27 protein-coding genes and 1 tRNA gene are annotated in these 25,528 nt (G+C 60.6%); 16 read left to right on the top strand and 12 right to left on the bottom strand.

Annotation, left to right across the window (positions count from 1 at the left end):
* The 3 genes from SYN65AY6A5_RS07470 to rnc all read right to left on the bottom strand — a co-directional run.
* Positions 1-461, bottom strand: a 461-nt coding sequence (locus SYN65AY6A5_RS07470; protein WP_099884571.1) for an IS607 family transposase, incomplete at its 3' end; no start/stop codon positions are given.
* A 187-nt stretch (positions 462-648) separates the two neighbouring features.
* The gene (locus SYN65AY6A5_RS07465) at positions 649-876 is read right to left on the bottom strand and encodes a hypothetical protein (protein WP_099816162.1); all 228 of its coding nucleotides are present in this window, start codon (positions 874-876) and stop codon (positions 649-651) included.
* Positions 873-1,595, bottom strand: coding sequence for a ribonuclease III (rnc, locus tag SYN65AY6A5_RS07460; protein WP_099884171.1), 723 nt, complete (start codon positions 1,593-1,595; stop codon positions 873-875). The genes SYN65AY6A5_RS07465 and rnc overlap by 4 nt, the downstream gene beginning before the upstream one ends.
* 153 nt (positions 1,596-1,748) lie before the next feature.
* Between rnc and SYN65AY6A5_RS07455 the strand changes: the two genes are divergently transcribed.
* Positions 1,749-2,081, top strand: coding sequence for a hypothetical protein (locus tag SYN65AY6A5_RS07455; RefSeq protein ID WP_240531008.1), 333 nt, complete (start codon positions 1,749-1,751; stop codon positions 2,079-2,081).
* Positions 2,082-2,138: 57 nt separating this feature from the next.
* Here the strand turns inward: SYN65AY6A5_RS07455 and SYN65AY6A5_RS07450 are convergent, their stop codons facing one another.
* The 4 genes from SYN65AY6A5_RS07450 to SYN65AY6A5_RS07440 form a co-directional block, all read right to left on the bottom strand.
* Positions 2,139-2,399, bottom strand: a complete 261-nt coding sequence (locus tag SYN65AY6A5_RS07450; protein ID WP_099884169.1) for a hypothetical protein — start codon at positions 2,397-2,399, stop codon at positions 2,139-2,141.
* A gap of 87 nt (positions 2,400-2,486) precedes the next feature.
* Positions 2,487-3,572, bottom strand: a complete 1,086-nt coding sequence (gene mutY / locus SYN65AY6A5_RS07445; RefSeq protein WP_168174246.1) for an A/G-specific adenine glycosylase — start codon at positions 3,570-3,572, stop codon at positions 2,487-2,489.
* 86 nt (positions 3,573-3,658) lie between these two features.
* Entirely contained in the window at positions 3,659-3,796 is a 138-nt protein-coding gene (locus tag SYN65AY6A5_RS14020) for a hypothetical protein (RefSeq protein ID WP_041438154.1), read from the bottom strand.
* Between the two features lie 361 nt (positions 3,797-4,157).
* On the bottom strand, positions 4,158-4,490 hold the full coding sequence (locus tag SYN65AY6A5_RS07440; RefSeq protein WP_011429700.1) for a CHRD domain-containing protein: 333 nt from the start codon (positions 4,488-4,490) through the stop codon (positions 4,158-4,160).
* Positions 4,491-4,861: 371 nt separating this feature from the next.
* Here SYN65AY6A5_RS07440 and SYN65AY6A5_RS07435 point away from each other — a divergent pair, with 371 nt between their 5' ends.
* The 12 genes from SYN65AY6A5_RS07435 to SYN65AY6A5_RS07380 all read left to right on the top strand — a co-directional run bounded on the left by SYN65AY6A5_RS07435 (position 4,862) and on the right by SYN65AY6A5_RS07380 (position 20,004).
* Positions 4,862-6,082, top strand: a complete 1,221-nt coding sequence (locus SYN65AY6A5_RS07435) for a serine hydrolase (RefSeq protein ID WP_049749719.1) — start codon at positions 4,862-4,864, stop codon at positions 6,080-6,082.
* A 102-nt stretch (positions 6,083-6,184) separates the two neighbouring features.
* Complete coding sequence (locus SYN65AY6A5_RS07430) at positions 6,185-6,466, top strand: RNA-binding S4 domain-containing protein (protein WP_011429702.1); 282 nt, start codon at positions 6,185-6,187, stop codon at positions 6,464-6,466.
* Between the two features lie 546 nt (positions 6,467-7,012).
* Positions 7,013-7,651 (top strand): DUF2232 domain-containing protein, encoded by a 639-nt coding sequence (locus SYN65AY6A5_RS07425; RefSeq protein ID WP_240527718.1) that lies wholly within the window; start codon positions 7,013-7,015, stop codon positions 7,649-7,651.
* Between the two features lie 82 nt (positions 7,652-7,733).
* The gene (locus SYN65AY6A5_RS07420) at positions 7,734-8,291 is read left to right on the top strand and encodes a hypothetical protein (RefSeq protein WP_011429704.1); all 558 of its coding nucleotides are present in this window, start codon (positions 7,734-7,736) and stop codon (positions 8,289-8,291) included.
* 43 nt (positions 8,292-8,334) lie between these two features.
* On the top strand, positions 8,335-9,519 hold the full coding sequence (locus tag SYN65AY6A5_RS07415) for a pyridoxal phosphate-dependent aminotransferase (protein ID WP_011429705.1): 1,185 nt from the start codon (positions 8,335-8,337) through the stop codon (positions 9,517-9,519).
* Between the two features lie 162 nt (positions 9,520-9,681).
* Positions 9,682-9,939 carry a hypothetical protein gene (locus tag SYN65AY6A5_RS07410; RefSeq protein ID WP_011429706.1) on the top strand — a complete coding sequence of 86 codons (258 nt, stop codon included), beginning with the start codon at positions 9,682-9,684 and terminating at the stop codon, positions 9,937-9,939.
* 323 nt (positions 9,940-10,262) lie between these two features.
* On the top strand, positions 10,263-11,888 hold the full coding sequence (locus tag SYN65AY6A5_RS07405) for a peptide chain release factor 3 (protein ID WP_099812341.1): 1,626 nt from the start codon (positions 10,263-10,265) through the stop codon (positions 11,886-11,888).
* 185 nt (positions 11,889-12,073) lie between these two features.
* Positions 12,074-13,246: an aminotransferase class V-fold PLP-dependent enzyme gene (locus SYN65AY6A5_RS07400; RefSeq protein ID WP_041438899.1), complete on the top strand. Its 1,173-nt coding sequence runs from the start codon at positions 12,074-12,076 to the stop codon at positions 13,244-13,246.
* Between the two features lie 142 nt (positions 13,247-13,388).
* The gene (locus SYN65AY6A5_RS07395; protein WP_099812340.1) at positions 13,389-16,028 is read left to right on the top strand and encodes a TIGR03960 family B12-binding radical SAM protein; all 2,640 of its coding nucleotides are present in this window, start codon (positions 13,389-13,391) and stop codon (positions 16,026-16,028) included.
* A gap of 1,025 nt (positions 16,029-17,053) precedes the next feature.
* Positions 17,054-19,189 carry an Rne/Rng family ribonuclease gene (locus SYN65AY6A5_RS07390; protein ID WP_099884167.1) on the top strand — a complete coding sequence of 712 codons (2,136 nt, stop codon included), beginning with the start codon at positions 17,054-17,056 and terminating at the stop codon, positions 19,187-19,189.
* A gap of 139 nt (positions 19,190-19,328) precedes the next feature.
* Entirely contained in the window at positions 19,329-19,913 is a 585-nt protein-coding gene (locus SYN65AY6A5_RS07385; protein WP_206336863.1) for a ribonuclease HII, read from the top strand.
* A gap of 17 nt (positions 19,914-19,930) precedes the next feature.
* Positions 19,931-20,004 (top strand) — tRNA-Arg (locus SYN65AY6A5_RS07380).
* A gap of 63 nt (positions 20,005-20,067) precedes the next feature.
* On the opposite strand, the gene SYN65AY6A5_RS07375 is transcribed toward SYN65AY6A5_RS07380, so the two are convergent.
* The 5 genes from SYN65AY6A5_RS07375 to gvpA form a co-directional block, all read right to left on the bottom strand.
* On the bottom strand, positions 20,068-20,499 hold the full coding sequence (locus SYN65AY6A5_RS07375; protein ID WP_228375437.1) for an LptA/OstA family protein: 432 nt from the start codon (positions 20,497-20,499) through the stop codon (positions 20,068-20,070).
* A 69-nt stretch (positions 20,500-20,568) separates the two neighbouring features.
* Positions 20,569-20,901, bottom strand: a complete 333-nt coding sequence (locus tag SYN65AY6A5_RS07370; protein ID WP_011429713.1) for a gas vesicle protein — start codon at positions 20,899-20,901, stop codon at positions 20,569-20,571.
* A gap of 39 nt (positions 20,902-20,940) precedes the next feature.
* A complete protein-coding gene (gene gvpN, locus SYN65AY6A5_RS07365; RefSeq protein ID WP_011429714.1) occupies positions 20,941-21,825 on the bottom strand; it encodes a gas vesicle protein GvpN in 885 nt (294 codons plus the stop codon).
* Between the two features lie 88 nt (positions 21,826-21,913).
* A complete protein-coding gene (gvpC, locus tag SYN65AY6A5_RS07360) occupies positions 21,914-22,936 on the bottom strand; it encodes a gas vesicle protein GvpC (protein ID WP_099812338.1) in 1,023 nt (340 codons plus the stop codon).
* Between the two features lie 648 nt (positions 22,937-23,584).
* A complete protein-coding gene (gvpA, locus tag SYN65AY6A5_RS07350; protein WP_011429717.1) occupies positions 23,585-23,803 on the bottom strand; it encodes a gas vesicle structural protein GvpA in 219 nt (72 codons plus the stop codon).
* A gap of 382 nt (positions 23,804-24,185) precedes the next feature.
* Here gvpA and SYN65AY6A5_RS07345 point away from each other — a divergent pair, with 382 nt between their 5' ends.
* The 3 genes from SYN65AY6A5_RS07345 to SYN65AY6A5_RS07335 all read left to right on the top strand — a co-directional run bounded on the left by SYN65AY6A5_RS07345 (position 24,186) and on the right by SYN65AY6A5_RS07335 (position 25,487).
* On the top strand, positions 24,186-24,404 hold the full coding sequence (locus SYN65AY6A5_RS07345) for a hypothetical protein (protein ID WP_011429718.1): 219 nt from the start codon (positions 24,186-24,188) through the stop codon (positions 24,402-24,404).
* 151 nt (positions 24,405-24,555) lie between these two features.
* Entirely contained in the window at positions 24,556-25,239 is a 684-nt protein-coding gene (locus SYN65AY6A5_RS07340) for a V4R domain-containing protein (RefSeq protein ID WP_011429719.1), read from the top strand.
* A complete protein-coding gene (locus SYN65AY6A5_RS07335) occupies positions 25,236-25,487 on the top strand; it encodes a hypothetical protein (RefSeq protein ID WP_011429720.1) in 252 nt (83 codons plus the stop codon). Before SYN65AY6A5_RS07340 ends, SYN65AY6A5_RS07335 begins: the two co-directional genes overlap by 4 nt.
* The last annotated feature ends 41 nt before the right edge of the window (positions 25,488-25,528 follow it).

The following is a 25,528-nucleotide window of genomic DNA, read 5'->3' as shown; positions in this document are numbered from 1 at the left end:
AGGTGATCGTCATCGAGAACCAAGATTTCGCATCCGTATTGACGGCAGTACCACTCAACGAACTCAAATCCAAACCGGCAGAGTCGATCCCGGTGAGCGACCACAATCGTTCCGATATCTCCTGCACGGACTCGTTCCAATAAGGCAAGGAACTTTGGTCTTTTGAAGTCGAGACCGCCGCCAACCTCTCCGACCACTTCGGCTCCAGGATAGAGGTTAACCAGTCTTGCAATCTGTCTCTCCAAGTCTGGTTTCTGCTCTCGGCTGCTGACTCGGGCGTACAAAACGACTCGTTTGACTTTTCTTGGCGCTTTGATGTAGCTGTCGAGGTCATACCTTCTTGCCCTGCCGGATGGTGTACGTATTGCATTGATCCAGCCTTTCTGTTCCCATCGCCTCAAAGTGTGGAGACATACCCCAAAGTAATCCGCCGCTTCTCTCGGTTTTACATACCTAGCCATACCAAGCAGCCATACTGAACATACTGTACATTATTTTCAGTATAGTCCAGCGTATCATTGACTAGAGTCATGCTCTCGCCTGCGGATCCCGTAGCCGGAAGAAGTCCCTATTAGCAAGCTTCTCATCTATTCGCCTCTCTCCGCTCTCGGAGAAGGGCTATTGTGGTTGCTGGATAAGGGGCGCATCTCAGCGGTGACGGGCATCGAGGATAAACAGAGCACTGCCTACGACGAACAGGAGACTGGCTCCTATTCCCAGCAGGGTTTGGACAACCTTTAGATTGAGAAGGGTTGGAGCTGCGGGATCCCACGGAGGGGGGTCGCTACCCAAGGTCATCACCTCGCTCGCCGCAAACAGGCCACTCCCCAGCAAAAACAACCAACTGGCCAACTCGTAGCGGTGGTTGCCTCTCATGTCTTCTCCGACTGCAAGTGTTCGTAGGCTTGAGCAGCGGCGGCCATTTCCGCAGCCTTTTTCGAGCGACCTTCACCGCGGCCCCAGCACCGCCCTTGCCCCCAAACTTCCATGGTGAAATGAGGGGGATGCTCCTGGGCGGCCACCAGGCGGTATTCGGGCAGGCTACCCCAAAGGCGTTGGGTCAGTTCTTGCAAGGCTGCTTTGGGGTTGCGCCGAGTGGGGTCTTGGAACCATTGCTCCACTCGTCGGTGTAAGTAGGGATCCAGCCAGGGATGCAGCCTGGGCAGCGTGTAAATACCCCAACTGAGATAAAAGGCTCCCAGGAGAGCCTCGAAAGCATCCGCCAGCCGCCGACCCCGCCCGGCCAAGTCGTTTTGCGAGCTGGATCCCACCTCGAGGTAGCGATCCAAGCCGTGCAGATCCGCCAGTTCTGCCAGGTAAGCATCGCTGGTCAGGTCGGAGCGAATCGCGGTCAGCTCTCCCACCGACAGATGGGGATAGGACTGAAACAAGAATTCCGTAACCAAAATTCGCAGGACAGAATCCCCCAACAGCTCCAGCCGATCGTTGTTCCGTCGGCCATCCAGAGAAGGGTGAATCAGAGCCTGATCCAGCAGATCCCAACGCAGTTGTTCCAGCAAAGCCGGATCCCTGAATCCAAGACGGGCCAGCAAATGCTCCAAGGCACGACGGCGGGACGGGATCAACTCAACCATACACTCAGGTGCTGACGTTGCCTTAGCGGTCAGAGCTGCACAGCTTAGGCCCATTTTGACCTGGGCCATCCCACCCCAGCCGGGATCCCCGCTCAGGCGGTAAGCCAGCTATGCTACAAAAGTAGTATAGGCTTTTCGAGGGAGGATCCCTGCGTGCCCATCCGCGCCCATTCCCCCATTCCCACGACCCAGATGGAAGTGACCAGCATTCGGCTGGAACGTGAGCTGAAGCAGCGACTGAAGGCGTTGGCCGGAAATCAGGGTTACCAGGCCCTCATACGGGAAATTCTTTGGAGCTATGTCCTACGCCCCTCCCAAGGGGCTGCCACCCTCAGTCCTGAGGATATTCGGGCCAGCTTCCCGGCCACGGCCCACCAAGCCCAATGCTGTGCTCTCACCGGACGGGCCATTCAACCGCAAGAGCCCATGCTGCTGGGGTGGACCACCGATGGGAAGTTCGTCGCCCTTAGCTCCTCCTGCTTTTAAGTTTTGGAGTCTTTCTCCAGTTGGCGAAAGGCTCCACCCGCCACGAATGCCACCCCTTTAGATGCCACGAAGTTCTCGATATTTTCTGGCCCGTTCCTCGGCTGCTTTGGCAACTGCCTCCTCCAGTTGGGCCATCACCGTCTCTGCCGGTTCAGCGGAGCGGACGACGTAAAACATCAGGTTAATGGCTTCGTTGGCCGTCAGTTTGAGGGTTTCTTTTCCCTTGGGCACCAGCGCGATCTTGCCATCTGTGGTTGTGATGGCTGTGTGGGATCCCTTAGCCAGAATCTCCCCAGCTTTTTCCAGAGTGACAAGCATATCCGTAGCTCACGGCAGCAGGACATCTACTATCCTATCGAATGTCTTGGGGCAACTGCTCCAGAGGGGCCCAAGCCATTTGGCAGATTAGGTGTGTTCAAAGGTGTTCCCATGCTCCGCCAGCCAAGCATGCAAGTGGGGAAACAACTTTTGATTGGCTCCCGGGAAGGGAAATTCCGACAGTTCCGCCGGGCTGACCCAGCGCACCTCGCTACATTGCAGGGCTTGGGCTTCTCCGCCCAGGTAGCGACAGATAAAGGCGATAAGAGTAACGGTGAAATGGGTATAGGCATGTTCGACGGTGGCCAGCGGTGCGACCACCTCGATGTCGATGCCGATTTCTTCCTTCACCTCCCGCACTACACACTCAGCAGCCGTTTCTCCCGGCTCGATTTTCCCTCCGGGAAACTCCCACAGCCCACTGAGCATCGAGCTTTCCAACCGTCGATCGATAAGGATTTCTTTCCCCCGCAGAACAATGGCAACCGCGATTTGCTTGTGAGGACGAGAGGCACGGGGTGCAGACATAGGCAATTGTTGGTGTTGACCTCGATTGTAGGCGCTGCAATCCGCTTGCCAAGGGCACCGGCCACAGTGAGGCTTTTTGGGACGACAGACGGTAGCCCCCAAATCCATCAGGGCTTGGTTAAAAGCCCGCGGCTGCACGGGATCCAACAATTGCTGGGAAAGCTGCCACAGCAGGGACAGACACTGGGATGGAGGCTGCTGCAAAGCCACCAAGCGAGCCAGCACCCGCTTGACGTTGCTATCCAAAATGGGCAAAGGCTGATCGAAGGCAGCGCTGAGAATGCCGCCGGCTGTGGTGCGCCCGATCCCCGGCAGAGCCAACACCTGCTCCAGATCCCTGGGGAACTCACCGTTCCGTTCCCGCACCAGGATTTGGGCGGCTTTGTGCAAGTTCAGGGCCCGCCGGTAGTAGCCTAGGCCCTCCCACAGTTTCAGCACCTGCTGCTGGGGGGCTGCCGCCAATGCTGGGATCCCGGGCAGAGCCTCCATCCAGCGCTGAAAGTAGGGGATCACGGTTGCCACCTGGGTCTGTTGCAGCATCACCTCCGCCACCCAAATGGCATAGGGATCCCGCGTGCGTCGCCAGGGCAGATCTCGACCCTGCTGGCAGTACCAACGCTGCAAGGACTGCCGCAGGCGCTGCAAAACTGCGCTGCTCCAACCTAGCGACTGCTCGCCAGCAACCGCAACCTCGGACTCTCTTCCAGTCCGTCGAGAAGGAACCTGGGATCTCAAGCCGCGTAAGCGAAGTGCAACGCCCACCAGATCAGGGCCGAGACCACCCCCGCCACAATGCTGGCCGAGATCAGAACCACAATTGGGCTATCCGCCCCCTTGAACCTCATAATGCCGCGGTTGTAGTCAGCCATTGTTGCCTCCCACCAGCTTCGGCTTTGGGGTGTCGAGGATCTCACTTGGGATACGTGTCGCGATGGGGAAACTCCGTTATCGACCAACCCCCTCATCTCTAGGATAGCCAATTTGGCCCGGATCCGAGCCGCCCCCCAAAGAGGGATCCCCGTCGGGCAAGCCCTACCGCCTCCGCTGGTCGCAAAAGTTAGAGCACAGGAGCCGCCCAGGCAGAGGCTTGGGCAGCCAACTTCCCTGCTATTTAGACAACCTGCCGACGGCGGGGCCCTGCAAGAGACAGTCCACCCGGCCCAGCAGGTATAAAAGGTGCCCTCCCAGGGCTCCGCGCCGCCTAGGCGGCTGAGAAGTCGCCTCTCAGGTTTAGCGAGGGAAAACCACCTGGGCCCGCAACTCGCCGGCAGGATTGGCTTGCGTATGGATGTTGAGGTAGTAGGCCCCGGCCAAGAAGCTGGAGACCTGCTCAACAGATAGGGTACGGGCGGTTTGGTTTAAAGTGACCACAGCACTGCCGCTGGCGGAGCTGGGCACCGCTACCGGCGGTACTTCGGCAGCAGGAGATAGGGTCAAGGTAGCCGTAGAGACTACAGCTCCCGGCGCAGGGGTCGCCGAGTTGCTGCTCCCGCAGCCGCTGAGAAACAAGTCAGCAGCTAGGCAGACGCCCCAAAAAGTTTTGAAGACAAAACGAGGCCGCAAGGCCGAATCCAGCAAAAGCGTCAACAATATGGAAAAAGCTCCTCGGTCGGAGAACAAGCCACCTCAAGTACGGAGCAGGCCGAGCTTCGGATTCACCCTCGGAGAACAAGGTCGCGATTGCCTGAGGAGTTGCCCCTGTTTCTCCGCGATCTTCTTCTCGAGGGGCTTCCCAAGAGGTCGAAGCAGCCCGACTGCCGACTCAGGAGGGGTGGAGGGCCGGAGATGGCCAAGCTCCAAAGCTCTCCCTCGCCAAACTTTCCCAGGCCAGGTTCGCCGATCTGTGGGTTTAATTGAACCGGGCTCGCCGGCGCAAGTTCAGTAAAATTGTCGCGATATCGGTCATCAAGACCTTCGTTGGGGCAGTCGTTCTTATGGCGAGGACAGGGGAGGGGAAAGGCAGCAGCTTAGCTCGAGAAAGGTCTCGGGATCCGGTGCGTCGTCAGCGCCGCTTCACTCAGGCTGCCTCCCCTTCTCGCCACTTGCTGCCTGCTCCGGCTGCCGAGGGATCCCTCTTGGCTTCCCGCCCCCAACCGCTGCGCCTCTCTCGCCAAAGAGCCATTGCCCGGATGCGCCAACGAGCTGCCCAGCCTCGCCGCCTGAGGCGGTCTCCGGCCCTGTTGGAGGTGTTGCTGCGAGGCCTGGGCCTCAGCCTGATGTTGGGCCTGACGATGGCTGGCCTATCGCAACTGCTGCAATCGACCACTCCTGCCCGGCCAGAACAGGATGCGATGCAGGAGCTCCCCTCCACCTTGCCCACAGACCTGTTAAGAGGACAGGAAATCCCCGCTTTGCAGGAGCGCTTGGCTGCTCTGGCCGATCAGCCGGGCCTGACAGCAGGAGCCCTGTTCTGGGAGGTGGAAAGCGGCGCCTTTGCCGGGGTGAGGCCGGATCAGGTTTTTCCTGCCGCCAGCGTCATCAAGATCCCGATTCTCCTGGCTTTTTTGCAGGCAGTGGAAACGGGTCAGGTGCGGCTGGACGAGAGGCTGACTTTGAGAGAAGACCTCAGGGGCGGGGGAGCTGGCGTATTGCAGACCCGTCCCCTCGGATCCCGGGTCTCTGCTCTGGAGGCAGCTACCCTCATGAGCACCATCAGCGACAACTTCGCCGCCAACCTCATCATCGATCGCCTCGGCGGTCGGGAAGCCCTCAACCAAAAGTTTCGCCAGTGGGGGCTGCAGCACACGCAAATTTCCTGGTGGCTGCCGGATTTGGAGGGCACCAACACCAGCAGCCCGCGCGACATGGTCTGGCTGCTCAGCCAGGTGGAGCAGGGGCGAATGCTCAGCCGCCGCAGCCGCGACCGCTTTTTGGACATCCTCTGGCGCACGCAGCGGCCCTCCTATTTTCGCCCCAACTTGGGCCAAGAGGTGCGCATTGCCCACAAGACGGGAACTCTCAGGTCGGTGGTGGGAGATGCCGGCATACTCGATTTGCCCAACGGGCGACGCTACGTGGCAGCAGTGTGGGTAAAGCGGGAAACTCCCAACGATCCCAAAGCCGAAGAGCTAATCGCCAAACTCTCCCAGGCTGCCTATGAGTTTTGGTCTGCCGAAGGCGAGCCCACCGCTTCGGCTGCTGCCGATAGCCCGTAGCCCTAGGGGATCGCCCATCCCGGCAGAGCAGCAGCGTCAAAATTAAAAAGTTGGATCTTAAAAAGTTGGATCAGCCAACATCCAAGCCAGAACGGTGAGGTTATGGCCGAGACTCTTCCCCCTTCCCAAGCTCCTCCAGCAGGGGATCCCCTTATCAAACTGGATCAATTTCTCAAGCTGACGGGAGTTGTGCCCACCGGCGGGCAGGCCAAGCAGCTCATCCAGGCGGGGCAGGTGCGGGTCAACGGCGAGGTGGAAACCCGGCGAGGGCGCAAGTTACGCCTGGGGGATGAGGTGGCAGTAGCGGGCCAAGTTTGGCAGGTGGGCTGGGATGGGAAGAGGATCCAGAGCTCTGCCACAGGGGGAGGTCGGGTCTGCCTCTAGTCAGTCAGGGTTTTGCTGAGAAAAACTGTTCGCGTCAGCGGGACGGCGTCCTTACGTTTCAGGGATGCTCAAGAACCACAAGTTGGTAGGCAGCATTGCTGACTGTGGGTTCTATGAGTTTCGGCGACAGCTAGAGTACAAGTGCAAGCTCTAGAGCTGTCAGTTGGTTGTGGTGAACAGGTTCTTCCCTTCCAGCCAACTGTGTTCAAGGCCTACGGCCCGCTGCCGCGAACGACGGGAAGTTACGCCTGTGAAGACTCCTCTGCCCCCCTACATCCCCCCGTATACGGGGGGACTAAGGGGGGGTTGGGCAACCAACGAGGTATGGGTCGTGGAAGTAGAAAGGAAGCAACGACGCTGGACAAAAGTTCGTTTTTGTTTAGCGTTGTGTAAGTCTTGCGGAGCGGCAAGGTCAAGTAGCCGAGCCCTTGCTCCCCAACTGCAACCAACTCCACAACCGCTGACCTAAGCTGGGAACAGTTTTCTTTTCTTTTTCTCGCTGTGCCTGCGTCCCCTCAGCCTCCTGTGCAGCAGGATTTTCCTCCCTTGCCCCCGCCACCTCCCCGCTCTCCGGCTCTAAGGGTGGTGGAGACAGCTTTCTTAGCCAGCACTGCTGCTTTGATCTGGATCTTGAGCTACACGCCGCTGGCCCCGTTTATGCGTCTGTTTTTCCCCATTCCGGTGGCGCTGGCGGTGATGCGCTGGGATCCCCGCACCGGGGCGATGGCGCTGGCGGTCTCTGCTCTGTTGCTGACGGTGCTGATGGGGCCCACGCGCAGCATTCTCTACGTCATTCCCTACGGCCTGCTGGGCTACTGGTGTGCCCGCCTATGGCGGCGGCGCCTTTCCTGGTATGTCTCGGTGGCCAGCGGCGCTGCCCTCAGCGCTTTCGGCCTCGTTTTCCAGTTGCTGCTCTCCTCGCTGTTGGTGGGGGAAAACCTCTGGACTTACGTCACCATCCAACTCACCGGCTTGACCAACTGGCTGCTGGATGTGTCTCTGGCCAGGCTGGGCGTGTACTGGGTGGCAGAACCCTGGATGGTTCAGGTGGTGGTGGCAGGGTTTATCGCCTTTAACTCCCTGGTCTACGTCTTCACGGTGCATTTGGTGGCAGCTCTGGTGATGGAGCATTTCCGCTGTCCGCTGCCGCCGCCGCCGAAGTGGGTGCAATTTTTGCTGGATTAGCAGCCGCCTATACCTCTAAGGTGACTACCGCTATGGGATAAACTTGTAGACCCTACCCCCATAGCTTCTACCCCTGTTCCTGATGAACCCACTGCCCCCTCCTGCCTACCCCTACCAGTTCCGCGCCCTGGGCTTGATCAAGGGATCCCTAAAATCGATCCCGCAGACTTATGCTCAGGCGACGCTGGTTGCCGCCGATGGCGTAGAGTATCCGGCCACCCCTGGCCGCGCGGAGCTGCTGCGCCCTTTCACCTATTGCATCGAGAGCGGCCACACCTACTGGTACTACGTGCAGCCGCAGCCGCGGTCGGGCGGCACTTTGGGCCTGAGCGTTATCCGCATCCTGGCCTTGCCGGAGGAGGAGCAAGATCCAGATCTGGACGAGCCCTTTCTGCCTGCCCCCGAGGATGTAGAGGAGGGCTTTAACATTCGCGGCATCGTCGAGCCCCACGACGGCTTCATCTGGGTGACGGTGCGGCGCAAGCCCCAGGGGAACAAGCAATTCCCCCCCCTGCAGCTGCGTCTGGAAGGGTTCTTGCCGGGGGCCGTCGCCGGCGAGTTTTGGGATCTGTTGGCGGAGCGGGAGGGTCATAAGCTGCTGCTGGTGGATGGCAGCCGCCTCTTGACAGCGGTGGCCTAACTGCCTAAAACTAACCCAACCTGCTACCCCAGATCCCCAACTGATGGTGTCTGCTGCCGGCTTGTCCCAACGGGTTGCTCGTCTCTCTCCTTCCGCAACGCTGTCGATTTCGGCTCTGGCCAAGGCCATGCGGGCAGAGGGTCTGGATGTCTGTATCCTGAGCGCTGGCGAGCCGGACTTCGACACCCCTGAGCACATTCGGGCTGCCGCCATCCGCGCCCTGGAAGAGGGCAAAACCCGCTACGGCCCCACTGCCGGGATCCCCACCCTGCGCCAGGCGGTGGCAGACAAATTGCGCCGAGAAAACGGCTTGGACTACAGCCCCGACCAGATCCTGATTAGCAACGGCGGCAAGCAAACCCTGTTTAACCTGGCCATGGTGCTCCTGGATCCCGGCGACGAGGTGATCCTGCCCGTCCCCTACTGGGTTAGCTATCCCGAGATGGTGGCTCTGGCCGGGGCCAAGGTGGTGCGGGTGGAGACGCAAGAGGGCCAGGGGTTCAAGCTCACCGCCGACCAACTGCGCCAGGCCCTCACCCCCCGCAGCAAGTTGCTCATCCTCAACTCGCCGGCCAACCCCACCGGCGCTGTCTATCACCGGCAGGAGCTGGCAGCTTTGGCAGAGGTGATCCTCTCGGTTCCCCATCTCTATGTGGTCTGCGATGAGATCTACGAAAAGCTGGTTTACGGCCAAGCCCGCCACATCAGCCTGGGATCCCTTTGCCCTGACTTGATGCCGCGACTGATCCTCAGCAGCGGCTTCGCCAAAGCCTATGCCATGACCGGCTGGCGGATTGGCTACTTGGCGGGCCCTAAGCCCATCATCGAGGCGGCCATCAGCCTGCAAAGCCACAGCACCTCCAACGTCTGCACCTTTGCCCAGTACGGCGCCCTGGAGGCTCTCACCAGCCCCCTCTCGGCGGCAGCGGTGGAGAAGATGCGCCAAGAATTCTGGCAGCGACGGGATCTGATGGTGCAAGGGATCCGCACCTTGCCGGGGGTGACTTTCCCGGAGCCGGAGGGCGCATTTTATGTGTTTGTCAACATCGGCCAAACCGGCTTGGGTTCGGTAGAGTTTTGCCAACGGCTGCTCAAAGAACATCACGTGGCCGCCGTGCCGGGGGTGGCCTTCGGGGCAGAGTCCTACATCCGCCTCTCCTATGCCGCCGACCGCGCCACGCTTGAAAAAGGACTGGAACGGCTGCACCGCTTCCTGTCTTCCCTCTGAGGGGGCAGGAGGAGGGCTGAAGACAAGGGCTGGCCGAGACTTCTCTACAAAACGGTGGCGCAGCAAACCAACAGCAGGGGCTGGTGCCTGGCAGAGGCAGGAGAAGACTCTTGGCTCAGGCCTACCGTGAAGTCCTCGAGGCGATGCTGAGGGAGCGCTAAGATGGCTCCCACCCAAAAGTCTCCCAAAAAATTGCCCGCTGGCTTTACCCTCAAATGGTCTGCCGAGAGTGTGGAAAAGCTGGGATCCCTCTTGCCGGGCGAGATCTTGCTGGCAGTCCTGCTGGACCATTGGGAGCAACTGCCCAAAGCATTGCAACAAGAGTGCCTGCTGCAGGCCCACCGCATTCGCGTGGAACGGCTGGTGGTCAGCCAAAACTTCACCATCGCCACCATTGAGCAACTGCTAAGCAACTGTTGAACGAGACCCGTTGATCCCGATCCGCTCGGTGGGAATTCCGCTCCAAAGGATCTCTGTCCTAGAGTGCCAGGCAACGGCAGAACCACGTCCTGTGCTACGGTCAGAGTAGGTTAGTGCTCTTCCCCGGCTTTTCAACCTGTGCTCCCTCCCCCGCTAGCGGACGGCCATCCCAGCCTCTCTCTTTTCTACTCCTCGCTAAAGCTCTCCATCGTCTGCGAAGCAGCAGCAGGGCAGCAAGGGGAGTGCCATCGCTATTTTTTAAGGGTCGCATAGCGTCAGCGCGCTGTGAGACGAGCGGGTTTTGATTGGAGCACTTACTTCTTATGAAAGCAGTGGACTTGGCCAAAGCTATCCAGCAACGGCGCACCTTCGCCATTATTTCCCACCCCGATGCCGGGAAGACCACCCTTACGGAAAAGCTGCTGTTGTACGGGGGGGCGATTCAAGAAGCAGGGGCGGTGAAGGCCCGTCGCGCCCAAAAGCGGGTTACCTCCGACTGGATGGAGCTGGAAAGACAACGGGGCATTTCCATTACCTCGACTGTGTTGCAGTTTGACTACCGCAACATTCGCCTCAACTTGCTCGATACTCCCGGCCACCAAGACTTCAGCGAAGACACCTACCGCACCCTGGCGGCGGCTGATAACGCTGTGATGCTAGAAGACGCCGGCAAAGGGCTAGAACCCCAGACCCGCAAGCTGTTTGAAGTCTGTCAACTGCGGAAGTTGCCGATCTTTACCTTCATCAACAAGATGGATCGCCCCAGCCGGGATCCCCTCGAGCTGATGGACGAAATCGAGACGGAGCTGGGCCTCAAGCCCTATCCTGTAACCTGGCCGATTGGCTCAGGGGAGCGCTTCACAGCTTTGTTTGACCGGCGGACTCAGGAGTTTCACTTCTTTGAGCGAGTCTCGGGGGGGCGGCTGCGGGTCAAAGATACCGTCGTTAAACTCGGGGATCCGCAAATTGAAGAACTGATTGAAAAGGATCTCTATTACCAATTTAAAGAAGAGCTGGAGTTATTGGATGGCCTCATGCCCAGCTTGGATCTCAAACAGGTTCATGCTGGCCAGCAAACCCCCGTCTTTTTCGGCAGCGCCATGACCAACTTTGGGGTGGAGCTGTTTCTCAATGCGTTTATCGAGTACTCCCTGCCGCCAATGCCCCACGAGAGCACGGCAGGGCTGATCCCACCCGAACATCCTGAGTTCACCGGCTTTGTCTTTAAGCTGCAGGCCAATATGGATCCCCGCCACCGGGATCGCATTGCTTTTGTACGCATCTGCTCCGGTAAGTTCGAGAAGGACATGGTGGTCAACCATGCCCGCCTCAATCGCCCCATCCGTCTCTCCTATCCCCAAAAATTGTTCGCCCAAGAGCGCATCTCCATCGATGAAGCCTATCCTGGCGATGTCATCGGCCTCAACAACCCCGGCATCTTCAGGATTGGGGATACCATCTACACCGGCCCGAGGTTGCGCTACGCCGGGATCCCCAGCTTTTCGCCGGAGCTATTTGCCTATCTGAAAAATCCCAACCCCTCCAAGTTTAAACAGTTCCAGAAGGGGGTGGCGGAGCTGCGGGAAGAAGGGGCGGTGCAGATTATGTATTCCCTCGACGAGTCGAAACGGGATCCGATCGTGGCGGCAGTGGGCCAGTTGCAGTTTGAGGTGCTGCAGTACCGCCTGGAACACGAATACAATGTTGAAACCCGACTGGAGATGCTGCCCTACACCCTGGCCCGCTGGGTAGAAAACGGCTGGGAAGTCCTCCAGAATTTCCCCAGCCTGTTTAACACCCTCATTGTCAAAGACATTCAAGATAGGCCGGTTCTCCTCTTTAAAAACGAGTGGACCTTGCAGCAATTTATCAGCAGCAACCCCAAAATTAAGCTGAGCAAAATTGCTCCCATCGCGGATCTTGGCCCCGAATCCAAGGACGGCTCCTAAGGCCACTCAGAGCAACCTTCTCCGGGAACCTGCAAGTTCCGCTACCTGACCAAAGCTTTGCTGCTGTCTGGGATCGGGGTTGACATCTTCTCGCTGCCTGGCAATCTCGTTTTTGTAGATCCCAGCAATTTCTTTTTCTTCTTTTTTGGGTCATGCTTGCCAGGTCTTATTTCCAAGGCAAACCCATGGCAGTCGATAAACCGCTTTGCGACCGCTCGTTGTGGGGGCTGGATCCGCAGGCTATTTTTTTGAATCACGGCTCCTACGGCGCGACCCCGAAAACGGTGCTGCAGGCCCAGCGAGCCTGGCAAGAGCGCCTAGAGGCCCAGCCGGTACAGTTTATGGGGGAAGAGCTGCCGCGGGCTTTGCGGGCGGCGGCGGCAGAGCTGGCCCAGTTTGTTGGGGCTGAGCCTGAAAACCTTGTGTTTGTGGAAAATGCCACCGGCGGCGTCAATGCCGTGCTGCGCTCGCTGTCGTTTCGGCCAGGGGATCAGATCGCCTACACCAGCCACAGCTATGGGGCCGTCCGCCAGGCGTTGCGCTATGTCTGTGAACGCTGGGGGGCGGTGCTGGCGGAAGCCCAGGTTCCCTTTCCGATTGCGGGGCCGGAGCAGGTTTTGGCGGCGTTTGCGGCCATTCTCACCCCCCAGACTCGGCTGGCGGTGCTGGATCACCTCACCTCGCCCACGGCTCTGGTCTACCCCTTGGCGGAGCTGATTGGCCTCTGTCGAGAGCGCGGGATCCCAGTCTTGGTGGACGGGGCCCATGCGCCGGGGGTTCTCCCGTTGGAGTTGGAAAGCTTAGGAGCCGATTGGTACACCGGCAACGCCCACAAGTGGCTGTTTGCCCCCAAAGGCTGTGCCTTCCTGTGGGTGGCCCCCCACCGCCAGGCCCAAACCCATCCCCTGGCCATCTCCCACGGCTACGGGCAAGGGTTCACAGCCGAGTTCGACTGGGTGGGCACCCGCGATCCCAGCGCCTGGCTGGCCATCTCGGCAGCCCTGGCCTTTATCCAGGAGCTGGGGGTGGAGAGGCTGCGCCAGCACAACCACACGCTGCTGCTGCAGGCGCGGCAGGTGCTCTTGGAACAATTGGAAGGGATCCCACCTGCCCCGGAGCGGATGCTGGGCTTTATGGCCACCCTGCCCCTGCCACCCTTCTGGCAACAGTGGATCCCGGAGCTGCCTTTGGCGGAGCGGGCCCGCCGCCTGCACGACTACCTCTGGCAGGTGCACCGCATCGAGGTTCCCATCCTTCCCTTTGCCGGGCAGCTTTGGGTGCGCATCTCGGCCCAGGTCTACAACCACCTGGCTGAGTACGAACAGTTGGCGCTAGCCTTGCAGCGGCTGCCGGAGTGATGTGCGCCCTCACCCCCAACCCCTCTCCCTCCGGGAGAGGGGAGATGGAACGGTCTCGCCACCCCCGTCTTGGGTTTGGGTTGCCGGGAAAGTTCGGCTAGAGTCAGATCAGTAGCTGCGTTCACTTCTTGCTCGGATCCTCATGCTCTCTCTGGCTGCCACGCAAGCCCATCTAGGCCCGATCGATCTGGATCGCCTGCTCACGCCTGAGATCCAGCGGCCAGCCCGCTACCTGGGGAAAGAGTTCGGCGCCGCCCACCGCCCCTGGGAGTCGGGGCGGGTGCGGTGGGTGCTGAGCTACCCGGAGCTGTACGAGGTGGGGGCCTCCAACCTGGGCCACCTCATCCTCTACAACATCCTCAACGCCCAGCCAGACCAGTTGTGCGACCGCACCTACCTGCCGGGACCGGATCTGGCGGCCCGGATGCGGCAGTTGCAGATCCCGCTGTTTGCCGTAGAATCGCGCCGCCCCTTGCGCGCTTTCCACATCATCGGCTTCAGCCTGGCCTACGAGCTGGGGGGCACCAACATCTTAGAGATGCTGGATCTGGCCGGGATCCCCCTCAAATGGTGGGAGCGCCAGCCCTTTACCCCGCAAGAGTGTCCCCTGATCTTTGCCGGCGGGCCCACCGCCACCTCCAACCCAGAGCCCTTTGCCGACTTTTTCGATTTCTTTGTCTTCGGGGATGGGGAAGAGGTGCTGCCGGAGATCGGCCAGGTGCTGGCTCAATCTCTAGCCAAGCCCCGCCGCGAGGTGCTCTTGGAGCTGGCCCAGGTGCCGGGGGTGTATGTGCCCCAGTTTTACGAGGGGATCCCGCCCCGCCCCATCGTGCCCGGCGTGCCGGAGCGCATCCGCCGCCGCGTGGCCCTGCCCCAACCGCAGTACTCCATTGGCCTAGTACCGCTGGTGGCAACCGTCCACGACCGCCTGGTCATGGAAGTGCGGCGCGGCTGTACCCGCGGCTGTCGCTTTTGCCAACCCGGCATGCTCACCCGCCCGGCTCGCGATGTGGATCCGCAAGCGGTGGTGGAGGCGGTGGTGCAGGGCCTGCGCAAAACCGGCTACAGCGAATTTTCCCTTTCTTCCCTCAGTTGCTCCGACTACCTCTCCCTGCCGGCGGTGGGGGCCGAGCTGCACAACCGCCTGCTGGGGGAGCACGTCGCCCTCTCGCTGCCCAGCCAGCGGGTGGATCGCTTCGATGAGCAAATTGCCGCCATCATGAAGGGATCCCGCCGCTCGGGGCTGACCTTTGCCCCAGAAGCCGGCACGCAACGGCTGCGGGACATCATCAACAAGGGTCTTAGCGATGTTGACCTCATTCGCGGCATTCGCACCGCCGTCCAGGAGGGCTGGGACAAGATCAAGCTCTATTTCATGATCGGCCTGCCGGGAGAGACTGACGCCGATGTCATTGGGATTGCCCGCACGGTTGAGATGCTGCAGCGAGAATGTGCGGCCTTGGGTCACAAGAAGGTGGAGTTTACCCTCACGGTCTCCAACTTTGTCCCCAAGCCCCACACCCCCTTCCAGTGGCACCGGGTGGACTACGCCGACGTGCAGCGCAAGCAGGCCTTGCTGCAAAGGGAACTGCGGCGGCTGCGGGGAGTCAAGGCCCACTTTACCGATATTCGCTTTAGCATCCTGGAGGACTTGATTGGCAAGGGGGATCGCTCCCTGGGCCGCATGATCGAGCAGGCCTGGCGGGCCGGCGCCGGCCTGGACGCCTGGTGGGAAAACATCGACGCCGCCTATGCCGCCTGGGTCAAGGCCTACTGCGGCGAAGCGGTGGATCCCAGCGCCGATCCGGTTGCCCTCTGCGCCCATCTCCCCATGCGCGAATTGGGCCTGGAGGATCCCTTGCCCTGGGATCACATCGATACCGGCATCGACAAAAAATGGCTGCAGAAAGACTACCGCCGCGCCCTGGAAGCCATCACGGTGGAAGACTGCTCCTTTGAGAAGTGCTCCGCCTGCGGCATCTGCGGCCCCGGCTTTGGCCACAACATCGTCATCCCGCCCCCGCCCGTCCCACCCCTGCAAAGCCGGCCCACCCCCACCCCAGATCCCCTGGAGCCGCAGCCGCCCGCCCAGCGCTTCCGCATCACCTACGGCAAAACTGGGGATCTGCGCTGGCTGGGCCACCTGGATCTGATGCGGCTGTGGGAACGGGCCTGTCGGCGAGCGGGGCTGCCTCTGGCCTTTAGCGGCGGTTACCACCCCATGCCCCGCCTGGCTAACGCCAACGCCCTGCCCATCGGCCAGGAAGGCTATGGGGAGATCCTCGATCTGGAACTCCTGGCCCGCCCCGGGGCTCCCTTTACCCCGGAGGAGCTGCGCGCCCTGCTGGCCGAGCAACTGCCCCCCGAAATTCCCATCCAGGCCATTCAAGAGATCGGCCTGCGGGATCCCTCGGCTACCGAAGCGGTTTACGCCGCCGAATATCAACTCAGCGTGAGCTGCGAGTTGCCCGAAGCCGACTGGCCGACCTGGGTTACCCAGATCCTGGATGCGCGGGAAATTTGGATTGAAAAATCCACCAAATCCGGCAAACCCTGTCGCTTCAACGCTCGCCCCCTGCTCTACTACCTGGAGTTTCAGGGCCTGGCCCCCGACGGCAGCGCCCGCCTCCTCTACCGCGGCAGTTGCCGCAACGACGGCGCTTACCTGCGGCCCAATCAACTCGTGCAAATGGCCGAGTCCTTGGGCTTGCCCCGCTGGACGCTACAGATGGCCAGGCGGCTGCGTCTGCTGTGGCAAGACGGCACCTCCGATCCCGACTGAGGAGCGGCCTCAGGATCGACCGGACAAAAAGGAGACCAAGGCTGGGCTCTGCCCCTGTCTGGAGGGGGGGATCCGACAGGCGCTATGTTGTCTATTGCTGGCTTCTGCCGCTGCGGAGCTTGCCGGGATCAACTTGGCCAAAGGCAGGGCAGGCAGCAGGCAACAGTTTGATCGGATTCTGAAATGGAGACCCAGAAGGATAGCTTGGCGGCCCTGTACTTTAGTTAGTACGGTGCGGAAAAGCCCGCAAGCAACTTCGGTTGCTCGCCAATGGTGCTCAGGGAGTTAGTATACTTGTTGATGAGGCGTACCGTTTCCAGGCGAGCACCTAATCACGGTGAAAAACCCGACCGGTGGCAAGCGCCGAGGAGATGTCAACGTCTCAACCAACCTGATCAGAAAAGGTAAGCAGAACCTTGGAACTTTGCCCCAAGGAACTGTCCAGAGGCGGCTTGACAACGCCTTTACGAGTTCGTCTGTGGACTGCGTAAGAATCCCCCGCTTTCAGGCGGAGGGAGTGTCAACCCTAACTCAGTACCCAGGGCAGGTAACGGGCGCAACAGGGCCCAGTCGATAGGCGGTACAGAGAGGTGTGCCCCTGTGGCCTGGCTCTAGCACTATATTTTTTCTCCTGAGAAGGTGTTTCTTTCCGCGTGCAAACCCTGTCTTTCTGTGGATCTAGGCTGGCACGATTGGGGTTCTGCCACGAACCATCGTCTAATCTCTTCTGGGATATCTGAGGCGGAGGGGTGTCATCTTGCCTCCTGAGCCTATCCATCAATCCCCATGCAAATCCCACCCAATCCTAAGGATCCGATGAGCTTGGACTCACCTCATCAATGGTGGAGTGGAAGCCCAGCAAATCGGTCATCCTCCGTCAAAGCAGAGCTTAGGGTAATGGACAGCCTCATGATGAATCGATTCTGGCTAAAAAAACTTGAGCGGATCCCGCCAAAAGGACAGCGCCTCGCCGCAAGGAGGGTTCAATCCACAACCGCAGGCCCTGGGGGCGGGGAGGAACGTTAATGCCCAGGCAGATTGTAATTGATGAGCAACACCGCGTCGCTGCTGTTTTTGCCGAAGACCAAGTCCAAGAGCTGATCGTTGCCAGTGGCACCTACCAGGTGGGAGACGTCTACGTCGGGATCGTCGAGAACGTCCTGCCCAGCATCGACGCTGCCTTTGTCAACATTGGCTCCGGCGAACGCAACGGGTTTATTCACGTCAGCGACCTAGGCCCGCTACGCCTCAAGCGCAACCATGCCTCCATCTCGGAGCTGGTTCTGCCACAGCAAAAGGTGCTGGTGCAGGTTATGAAGGAGCCCACCGGCAACAAAGGGCCACGCCTCACCGGCGATCTGGCCTTTCCAGGGCGGTACTTGGTGCTGCGACCCTACGGCAAAGGGGTTCATCTGTCCCGCCGCATCGAGGATCGGGAAGAACGCAATCGCCTCAAGTCGCTGGCTATTTTGATCAAACCCCCCCAGATGGGCCTGTTGGTGCGCACCGAGGCCGAGGGGGTGTCTGAAGAGGCGATGATCGAAGACCTGGAGCAATTGAAAAAGCTCTGGGAGGATATTCAACAGCAGTATCAGGCGGCACGGGGTCCGGGGCTGCTCAGCCGAGATGACGATTTTATCCAGCGAGTGCTGCGGGATGTCTACTCGGAGGACGTCAACCGCATCGTTACCGACTCGCCGGCAGGGGCGAAGCGGGTGCGTAGCTATTTGCAAGGTTGGAACAAGGGCCAGATGCCGCCCGGTATTGTGGTCGATGCCCACCGCGAACCCACCCCCATCCTGGAGTATTTCCGGGTCAATGCAGTCATCCGGCAGGCGCTGCGACCCCGGGTGGATCTCCCCTCCGGCGGCTACATCGTCATTGAGCCCACCGAAGCCCTGACGGTGATCGATGTCAACTCTGGCTCTTTCACCCAATCGGCCACCTCTCGCGAGACAGTGCTGTGGACCAACTGTGAGGCGGCTACCGAGATTGCCCGTCAACTGAGGCTGCGCAACATTGCCGGCGTGATCGTGGTGGATTTCATCGACATGGATTCCCGCCGCGACCAGTTGCTGGTTTTGGAGCACTTCAACAAGGCCCTCTCCAGCGACAAAGCTCGCCCCCAGGTGGTTCAGTTGTCGGAATTGGGGCTGGTGGAGCTCACCCGCAAGCGGCAGGGGCAAAGCCTTTACGAGATCTTCGGCCACTCTTGTCCTACTTGTGAGGGGCTAGGGATCCTGGCCCGCCTGCCAGGAGCTGAGCCAGGACGGCTGTTGACGGTCGAAAGTGGCCTGCCGGTAACGTTGCCCACTGAGGGGGAGGACGGTTCCAGCCCAAGCCTGCTCCAGGAGGGCGACTCGCAGCGGGCGGGCCTGCGGCTGGGGAGCAATGGGGTGTCGCGAACCGAAGGCCGTGTCTCCCTGAGCCGCTCCCGTACTGCCCCAGAACAGCGACCGGATCTGGAGGAATCGCGAATTGAGGTGGGGCGCAAACGCTCCCGCGACGAGTGGGTGGATCCCCGCGTAGGCCAGCGCCCGGTTTCCCGGAGCGGAGAGGCAGAAGGGGGCAGTCTGGAGGTGCCTGGGGAAGATCTCTTGCAGCCGGCAGGGGGCGGGGCGGAGCAGAAGCGCAAAGAATCCCGGCGTCCCAGCCGGGGAGAAGATGGGGAAGAGCAGGGCTCCCACAGAGACCAGCCTACCGCGGGGCGATCCGCTCGCGCCGGTGGGGTGGAGTCCTCAGAAAGCCGTCCAGCCCGGCAAGCCATTACTGTGGAGATGACCCCCTTGCAACAGCGGGTCTACTCAGAGTTAGGGCTGTCGCCGCTGTTGCTTCTGGATCAGCCACCGCCCTCGGGCCGCGACACGGTGGTTATGGTGGCCCTGCCGGGCACTGTAAAGATGGCCAGCCCGGAAGAGGCGGAGGCCGGTGCAACTTCTGCCAACGGCACGGCGGAGACGGTTGCCCCTGAAGCCGCAGCTTTGCCGGAGCAGGAGCCGGTAAATACTCTTCCCCCGCCAGCACCCTCCGAGCCGCAAACTCCTCCGCCTGTATCATCGATGGCGGAGCCGCTGGCAACGGTGACGCCCCAGGAGGTAGTCATCGACCCGTCTCAGCAATCTCCGGCGGCCTCCAGACGACGGCGCTCCCGCAGCAGCTAGCCGGCCCGCTGAGCCCGGGAGCAAACCTCGCCGTTGGTCGGTTGGCTCGGTCAAGAGGATGGTTGGCTCCGGAGTTGGGGGTGTGGACAAGGTGGTGCAGCCCAGCCTGAAGTGGGAGGGATCCCTGTGGCAACAGGGGATGCGGCGGGTGGCAGGCGTGGATGAGGTGGGGCGGGGGGCCCTGGCGGGGCCGGTGGTGGCGGCGGCGGTGATTTTGCCGGCCCATCTGGATCCGGAGGCGCTGTCAGGGGTGAGAGACTGCAAACAACTGCGCCCGCCGCAGCGCGCCCACTGGGCGGAGCGGATTGCCCAAGTAGCCCTGGCCGTAGGCATTGGCAGCGCCTCTGCCGCCGAGATCGACCAGCTCAACATTCGCCAGGCCACGCTGCTGGCCATGCAACGAGCTCTGGCGCAGGTGGGGGAAGTGGAGCACATCCTGCTGGATGGGTTGCCGTTGGCAGAGCTGGGATCCCGGCAGACGGCCCTGGTCAAAGGGGATCAGCTTAGCCTCTCCATCGCCGCCGCTTCCATCGTGGCCAAAGTCTGGCGGGATACCCTGATGCAGAGCTGGGATCACCAGTACCCCGGCTACGGCTGGCGCACCAACGTCGGCTATGGCACGCAGGAGCACCGACTGGCGCTGCAGCGCTTGGGGCCAAGCCCCCAGCACCGCCGTAGCTTTGCCCCCCTGCGAGACTTGCAGGCAGGCGAAATTGGAGGGTAGGATAGAGTCCACGTACTGCCCACGTAGCTCAGCGGACTAGAGCACTGGGTTCCGGTCCCAGGGGTCGGAGGTTCGAATCCTTTCGTGGGCGTTTCTTCCAGAAGCAGACAGCGAAGGAGCACTTCTCTCAGCAGGATCTGGATCTAAGCCTTAGCTAGGGGCTCGCAGTGGGTTCTGGTAGCACATAAACGGACTCCACCTGGCCTCCTGCTGCTGGCACGGCCTGGATGGTGCCTTTTTCGATGTGATAGATGACTTTTTCTGCTTGCAACTGATTTTCCCCTTGGCGGATGGTGACCTGGCCCTCCAGCTCGATCCGCTGCTCCCGGCTGTAGTACACCGCTCTCTGGGCGCGGGCCGTGAGGCGCTCGGCGGGAAAGCTGAGGGTGACATTGCCGGTGGCTACAAACACCCCCGTGTTGGCATTGGCCTCCTGGACATCGGCGCTGATGCTGAGGGCACGCGGGTTTTGCCCCCAAGCCAGGCTGGGGATCGCCAGCAGCAGCGCCACCCCCACCGCCCAGGCTACCCCCCTTAGCTGGCACCTGTTTTTCTGCTCAAGGTCGATCCCGACCGCCATGCGCATCACCCCAATCAAACCACCCCACCTGCCAGTCTAGCCCGGGATCCCTGGCCCCGCTGGCGGGGCAGCGCGTTAGTCCTTACCATTTCCTCCCTTGGGCAGGCCTTGGGCCAGTTGCTTTTCCAGCTCGCTGACCCGCTGCAGTAACTGGCGGTTGGTTTCCAGCAGCTCGCGGGCTTGGCTGCTGAGATAGGGATCCGATTCCCACCAGTTGATCCCAATCTCCTTGGCCTTGTCCACCGAAGCGATCAGCAGCCGAATGCGCACATTGAGCAGCTCCACATTGCCCACCGAAACGGTGATATCCCCGGCGATGACAATCCCCTTGTCCAAAACCCGCTCCAAGACATCGGCCAGAGAGGAGCCATGCGTTGCCGTGGCCAGGGGTTGAGAGGTAATAGGCACAGAGAATTTCCCTCCAAAGTGTGCGAAAGCATACAAATATCAGCCGGGCAGTTGATCCAGCAAATAGTTGAGCACCTGGGCTCCTTCCTCGTAGCGCTTGCCGGCCCTGGGCAACAGCACGTCGGCGCACAGAGCGCGAAAATCGGCATTGTCCTTGCTCACCGCCAGCTCGTGCTCCTTGACAATGCGTCCGATCATCAGACAACTGCGCAGGCTGGGGTGGCGGGTCAGATCCAATTTGCGGCGAAAAGCGCGGACGATGTGGACGATCTTGAGCGCATCAGGGGCAGAGAGACCGATGCGCGCGGTGAGGATCTCCTTTTCGGTCTCGATATCCGGCTCGCCGATATCGATGGTGATCATCCGATCCAGCAGCGCATCCTGGGCCTTGTGAACTCCGGTGTATTCCTCTGGGTTGGAGGTGAAGATGGCCCGGAACTGGGGATGCACCCGCAGATACTCCGAGCGGTTGCTGTCCGGCGGCAACACCAGCAGCCTCTCTTCCAAAGCGCTCAGGAGGGCGTTGTTGGCCTCCGGGCGGGAGCGGTTGAACTCGTCGTAGATGAGGGTGAACCCCTCGCGGCAGGCCAAGGTGAGGCGGGCATCCACCCAGCGCTGCTGCACATCCTCCTCCGTCTTCACCACCGAGTGGATAAAGTTGTCCACCACCCGCCGATGGGTAAAGCCGGTGCGCCCCCCGATCAGGTCGGAAGAATCGAAGCGATCGTCGCCGTAGATCAGCATGATGGGACGGCCCAGCAGGCTAGCCAGATGCATCGCCAGGGTAGTCTTGCCCGTGCCCGAAGGGCCCCGCAGATGCACCGCAAAACCCGATTGCAGATAGCGCAAAGCGCGGCGGGTAATCCGCTCGATGTAAGGAGTGTTTACGAACTGGCGGGGACGCGCCTGCAGAACCGTGGCCATAGCAATACCCAACTCTCAATTGCCTTGACGCTCTTGCCTCGACTATAGCGGCAACGGTCTTCTTGCGCTCACAGGTGTTAGGCCGGGATCAGATGGCAACCGTCGCTGACACCATACGCCGCAAGGTGGCCAGGATCTCGGAGGGATCCACCCCCAGATCCACCGCACCGCGGGCCAGCAGATCCCGCACCCGCTCCCGATCCCCGATCACCTGCAGCAAAGTTAGATCGGGAGCCTGCGCTTGCAGGTTGGTTACATAGTTGTTGACGTAGGCCATGATGCGATCCGAACTTGCCTCCTGCGGGGGCGCGGGCCGAACTGGAGCAGGTTCAGGTGGTGGCGGAGTCACCACAGGCTGAGGGGGAGGAGGAGCCGCCTCTTCTGAGACCGCAACCACAGGCTTTGGCAGGGAAACCTCAGCCGAAACCGTTTTCGAGGCATTGGCCGAGCTCTCAGACTTTTCACCTTCCAAGCCCTCAGAAGGGATGATGGGTTGGGCCTCTGGGATCCCATTCCCCCAGACCTGCTCGTGCAACGCCCTGCGGAAAGCCGCCAAAGCTTGCCGCAGAGCCTGGGCCTCTGCCCGCTGATCCTGAGCGACCTGAGCCAGCTCCTGCCGCGCGAGCTGCTGCAAAGCCTGTACCCGCTGCCGCAACTCAGCATAAAAAGACTGGCGAGCTTGTCGAGTTTGGCCGGCCATGGTCTGCCGGGCCTGTGCACAGGTGCTCAGCAATCTCCCCACCGTCGCTGTCAAGTTGGCTTGAAAAGTCTGCAGCTCCTGCTGCTGGGCCTGCGATTGGGCGGCTCGCTCTTGAGCCATGCGGGAGAGAAGCTCCGCCACCGCTTTGACCCGCTGGGCCACAGCCTCCATGCGAGAATGCTCGTCCAAGGCCCGCTGCGCCGCCCGGCTCTGGTTGAAGCTCTTCAGTTGCCTACGGGTTTGCTCCCTCTGTTGCCGGATTGCCTCTTGTCGTTCCCGGCGGCGTTGCTCCAGCTCGGCTATCAGAGCTCGGTGCTGCTCCAGACGCTGCTGCCGGGATTGACTGAACAAACTTTGATTCTGGGCCACCCGTTGGTTGTGGGCCATGGCCCACTGTTCCCGCAAACTCATGGCGCTCCCTCTCTCCTGTTGGTTTTTACTTTGACACTCCCACCGCCTAAAGGCGGGGGATTCTTACGCAGTCCACAAAAGAACCCGTAATGGCGTTGTCAAAGCGCCTCTAGACAGTTCCTTCACGCAAAGCCCCAAGGTTCTGCTGACTTTCTTAAGCAGGTTGGCGGCAGCATTTGCCTCAGCGTTGACCAACCACCCCTTTGCCGTTTGGTACAGGCCCCGCTTGACACGCTTTCCAGAGGGTCTCCACCCGTCGGGTTTTTCACCATAACTAGGTAGCCCATCTCCATCTAGGAAGCTTGCCTGCGAGCTGTACGCCTCCTCTACCTCAATAAATTCAATGCCATAATGCTGACTACCCTTTTGTGTGGGTCAGGGGCACTACGGCCTTTTTCCCTTCTCCCAGATAGCTGGCTTCGGCACTTGCGTGGCAATGCAAACCGGCAGGCCGCACAAGTCCTCCACCTGGGAGCGGGAATAGCCGGGCTGTTGGTCGGTCAAAGTTGGCCAGAACTGAGCAAAGCGAGGCAGAGACTCTACCCTGGTCCCTGCCTCACTAGCCACCTGCTTCGACAGGACTGCCAAGCCATAGCGGCTGCGGGAGGCAGCTGCCGCCTCTTTACAAGTGGCTGAAGACGGCCAGACTTAGACGGCAGGGGCAGCAGCAGTAGCCGTCAGGCCCACCGCCTCGGCGTATTTCAGGTAGGTTTCCACCGAAGCCACGACAACGCGAGCTTCAATGGCCAACAGCTCGATCCCCACCAGAGAAACCCGCACCCAGGCATCGACCACGATCCCTTTGTCCAAAATGCGGTCGATCACTTCGGCCAGGCTGGAAGAAGAGTTCACTTTCTCAACTGCCATGACGATCTCTCCTGCACTGATGATGGTTGGATGGTTGAAGACGAATCGGCGGCAAAATTGCAGGTTGGAAGGGATCCTAACCTTGGATCGGCCCCCTGGGGTAACACCCGCCCCTTGTATCACCCCAGCCCCATTGTGCTGGCTTTTTTCGGGGAGAACACCCGTAGATTCGCTTAAAAAACGTGACGGGCTGACAAGAGTCGCCGTCTCCTCCGAGCGCCACCCCGCCTTCATAGTACCCGCTGGTAGAGAAAATGGGTCAAAGGGTGAGAGCGTCCCGGGGAGAGGCCCTCAAGTCAGGGTGCGGGCCGGCAGGGATCCCCTATACTGAGAGCAGTGCGCTTGCCGACATGCCGTCCTTCCGCTGGCCAAGAGGGCTGCTGTGACCGAGTTCAACACCGGGATCCCAAGCGTGCGTCGCCTGCAGCGGGTGATCCGGGATCGGGAAATCGTTGAGGTTAAGCTCAATACCGGCGATGTCTTCGTCGGCCAGTTGCGCTGGCAGGATCCCGACTGCCTTTGTTTGGCCGACGCTGAGGGACAAGAATCGCTGCTGTGGCGCTCCGCCATCGCCTTCGTCAAAGTCAGACCTCCCTCCTAAACCCAAACCCCTGCAGCCCTTGGCCGTCGCTGGCTTCCCGGCGGCAAGGGTTTCTTTGGCGCACCTATCGACAGCTCTGGCCAAAGCCCCCGGCGAAAAGGCTATGATTCAGCAAGAAGTGTGAAAAAATTTACCCTCCTCCCCTCTAGCCATGTCAACCGGCCCCATCGAGCTTGCCCTGCAACCTGTCGCCCAGCGGCATAACCACTACAGCCGCGAGGATTTTTTTCGCTTCGACCGCTCCCAGGGATCCCTAGTAGACTGGACGGGCGCGCGCAACGTCTTGGTAAGCGAGGATTTTATCCTAGGTTTGCAACAGGGCCTGGAAGAAGAAGTGGGGGATGCCTCGGCCTCCTTGATGTACACCATTGGCCGCGAGTGGGGCCGCAACGATGCAATCCACTTCTCCCACTGGTTTGAGGAAGAGTATCGGCGCAAACCCAAGCAGAGCCACCTGATGTTCCTCTTGGAAACCTGGTGGTGGCCCTTGACCTCGCAAGGCTGGGGGCGCTGGGAGGTGGAGACCGAGAGCCGGCGGCAGGGGTTTATTTTTATCAACCTCTTTGACTCCGCCGTGGCCCGCACCCTGGGGGATGTGGGCAAGCCGGTTTGCCATCTCTACGCTGGCTTATTTGCCGGGTTTTTCAGCGCCATGGTGGAACGGCAGCTCAACTGCATCGAGATCCAGTGCTACTCCATGGGAGAAAGCTACTGTAAGTTTTTGCTCGGCAGCAAAGATCGCATCGATGCGGCTGCCTTTTGGCTCAACGAAGGGGCCAGCGCCAGCGAAATTGCCCAAAAGTTGCGCTCCGGTCAAGGAGTGACCAAGCCATGACAGCAGAGGTTTTTCTGGAAGAATCGGTGCAGAGCTTTTTTGCTCGCCTGAATTGGGATAACCGCCCTCTGCAAGACCCCTCGCTGCCCATGCCTTTTGTACGGGTGCGAGAGCATTTTGCCTCCATCCCCTGGACGGGGGATCCCCTGGCTTTGGCGGCCCGTTCCTTGGGATCCCTCTCGGCAGCGCTGCCGCCCCAGCCTGAAGAGGAACCGATTACTTTGGCCGATTTATTCAGCCTGTTTTGAACGCCGACACCCGCTGAGCACCCACCAACACTTTGGAGAAG

The sequence above is a fragment of the Synechococcus sp. 65AY6A5 genome (assembly GCF_002760415.1).
In the GTDB taxonomy this organism is placed as follows: Bacteria; Cyanobacteriota; Cyanobacteriia; order Thermostichales; family Thermostichaceae; genus Thermostichus.
This window is presented reverse-complemented; position numbering and strand designations above follow the sequence as displayed.

Bases quoted from the DNA above. Each gene is read 5' to 3' on its own strand.
- SYN65AY6A5_RS07465 (WP_099816162.1), bottom strand. From the start codon at position 876: ATGAGAGGCAACCACCGCTACGAGTTGGCCAGTTGGTTGTTTTTGCTG.
- rnc (WP_099884171.1), bottom strand. From the start codon at position 1,595: ATGGTTGAGTTGATCCCGTCCCGCCGTCGTGCCTTGGAGCATTTGCTG.
- SYN65AY6A5_RS07450 (WP_099884169.1), bottom strand. From the start codon at position 2,399: ATGCTTGTCACTCTGGAAAAAGCTGGGGAGATTCTGGCTAAGGGATCC.
- SYN65AY6A5_RS14020 (WP_041438154.1), bottom strand. From the start codon at position 3,796: ATGGCTGACTACAACCGCGGCATTATGAGGTTCAAGGGGGCGGATAGC.
- SYN65AY6A5_RS07435 (WP_049749719.1), top strand. From the start codon at position 4,862: ATGGCGAGGACAGGGGAGGGGAAAGGCAGCAGCTTAGCTCGAGAAAGG.
- SYN65AY6A5_RS07430 (WP_011429702.1), top strand. From the start codon at position 6,185: ATGGCCGAGACTCTTCCCCCTTCCCAAGCTCCTCCAGCAGGGGATCCC.
- SYN65AY6A5_RS07420 (WP_011429704.1), top strand. From the start codon at position 7,734: ATGAACCCACTGCCCCCTCCTGCCTACCCCTACCAGTTCCGCGCCCTG.
- SYN65AY6A5_RS07415 (WP_011429705.1), top strand. From the start codon at position 8,335: ATGGTGTCTGCTGCCGGCTTGTCCCAACGGGTTGCTCGTCTCTCTCCT.
- SYN65AY6A5_RS07410 (WP_011429706.1), top strand. From the start codon at position 9,682: ATGGCTCCCACCCAAAAGTCTCCCAAAAAATTGCCCGCTGGCTTTACC.
- SYN65AY6A5_RS07405 (WP_099812341.1), top strand. From the start codon at position 10,263: ATGAAAGCAGTGGACTTGGCCAAAGCTATCCAGCAACGGCGCACCTTC.
- SYN65AY6A5_RS07400 (WP_041438899.1), top strand. From the start codon at position 12,074: ATGGCAGTCGATAAACCGCTTTGCGACCGCTCGTTGTGGGGGCTGGAT.
- SYN65AY6A5_RS07395 (WP_099812340.1), top strand. From the start codon at position 13,389: ATGCTCTCTCTGGCTGCCACGCAAGCCCATCTAGGCCCGATCGATCTG.
- SYN65AY6A5_RS07390 (WP_099884167.1), top strand. From the start codon at position 17,054: ATGCCCAGGCAGATTGTAATTGATGAGCAACACCGCGTCGCTGCTGTT.
- SYN65AY6A5_RS07385 (WP_206336863.1), top strand. From the start codon at position 19,329: ATGCGGCGGGTGGCAGGCGTGGATGAGGTGGGGCGGGGGGCCCTGGCG.
- SYN65AY6A5_RS07375 (WP_228375437.1), bottom strand. From the start codon at position 20,499: ATGCGCATGGCGGTCGGGATCGACCTTGAGCAGAAAAACAGGTGCCAG.
- gvpN (WP_011429714.1), bottom strand. From the start codon at position 21,825: ATGGCCACGGTTCTGCAGGCGCGTCCCCGCCAGTTCGTAAACACTCCT.
- gvpC (WP_099812338.1), bottom strand. From the start codon at position 22,936: ATGAGTTTGCGGGAACAGTGGGCCATGGCCCACAACCAACGGGTGGCC.
- gvpA (WP_011429717.1), bottom strand. From the start codon at position 23,803: ATGGCAGTTGAGAAAGTGAACTCTTCTTCCAGCCTGGCCGAAGTGATC.
- SYN65AY6A5_RS07340 (WP_011429719.1), top strand. From the start codon at position 24,556: ATGTCAACCGGCCCCATCGAGCTTGCCCTGCAACCTGTCGCCCAGCGG.
- SYN65AY6A5_RS07335 (WP_011429720.1), top strand. From the start codon at position 25,236: ATGACAGCAGAGGTTTTTCTGGAAGAATCGGTGCAGAGCTTTTTTGCT.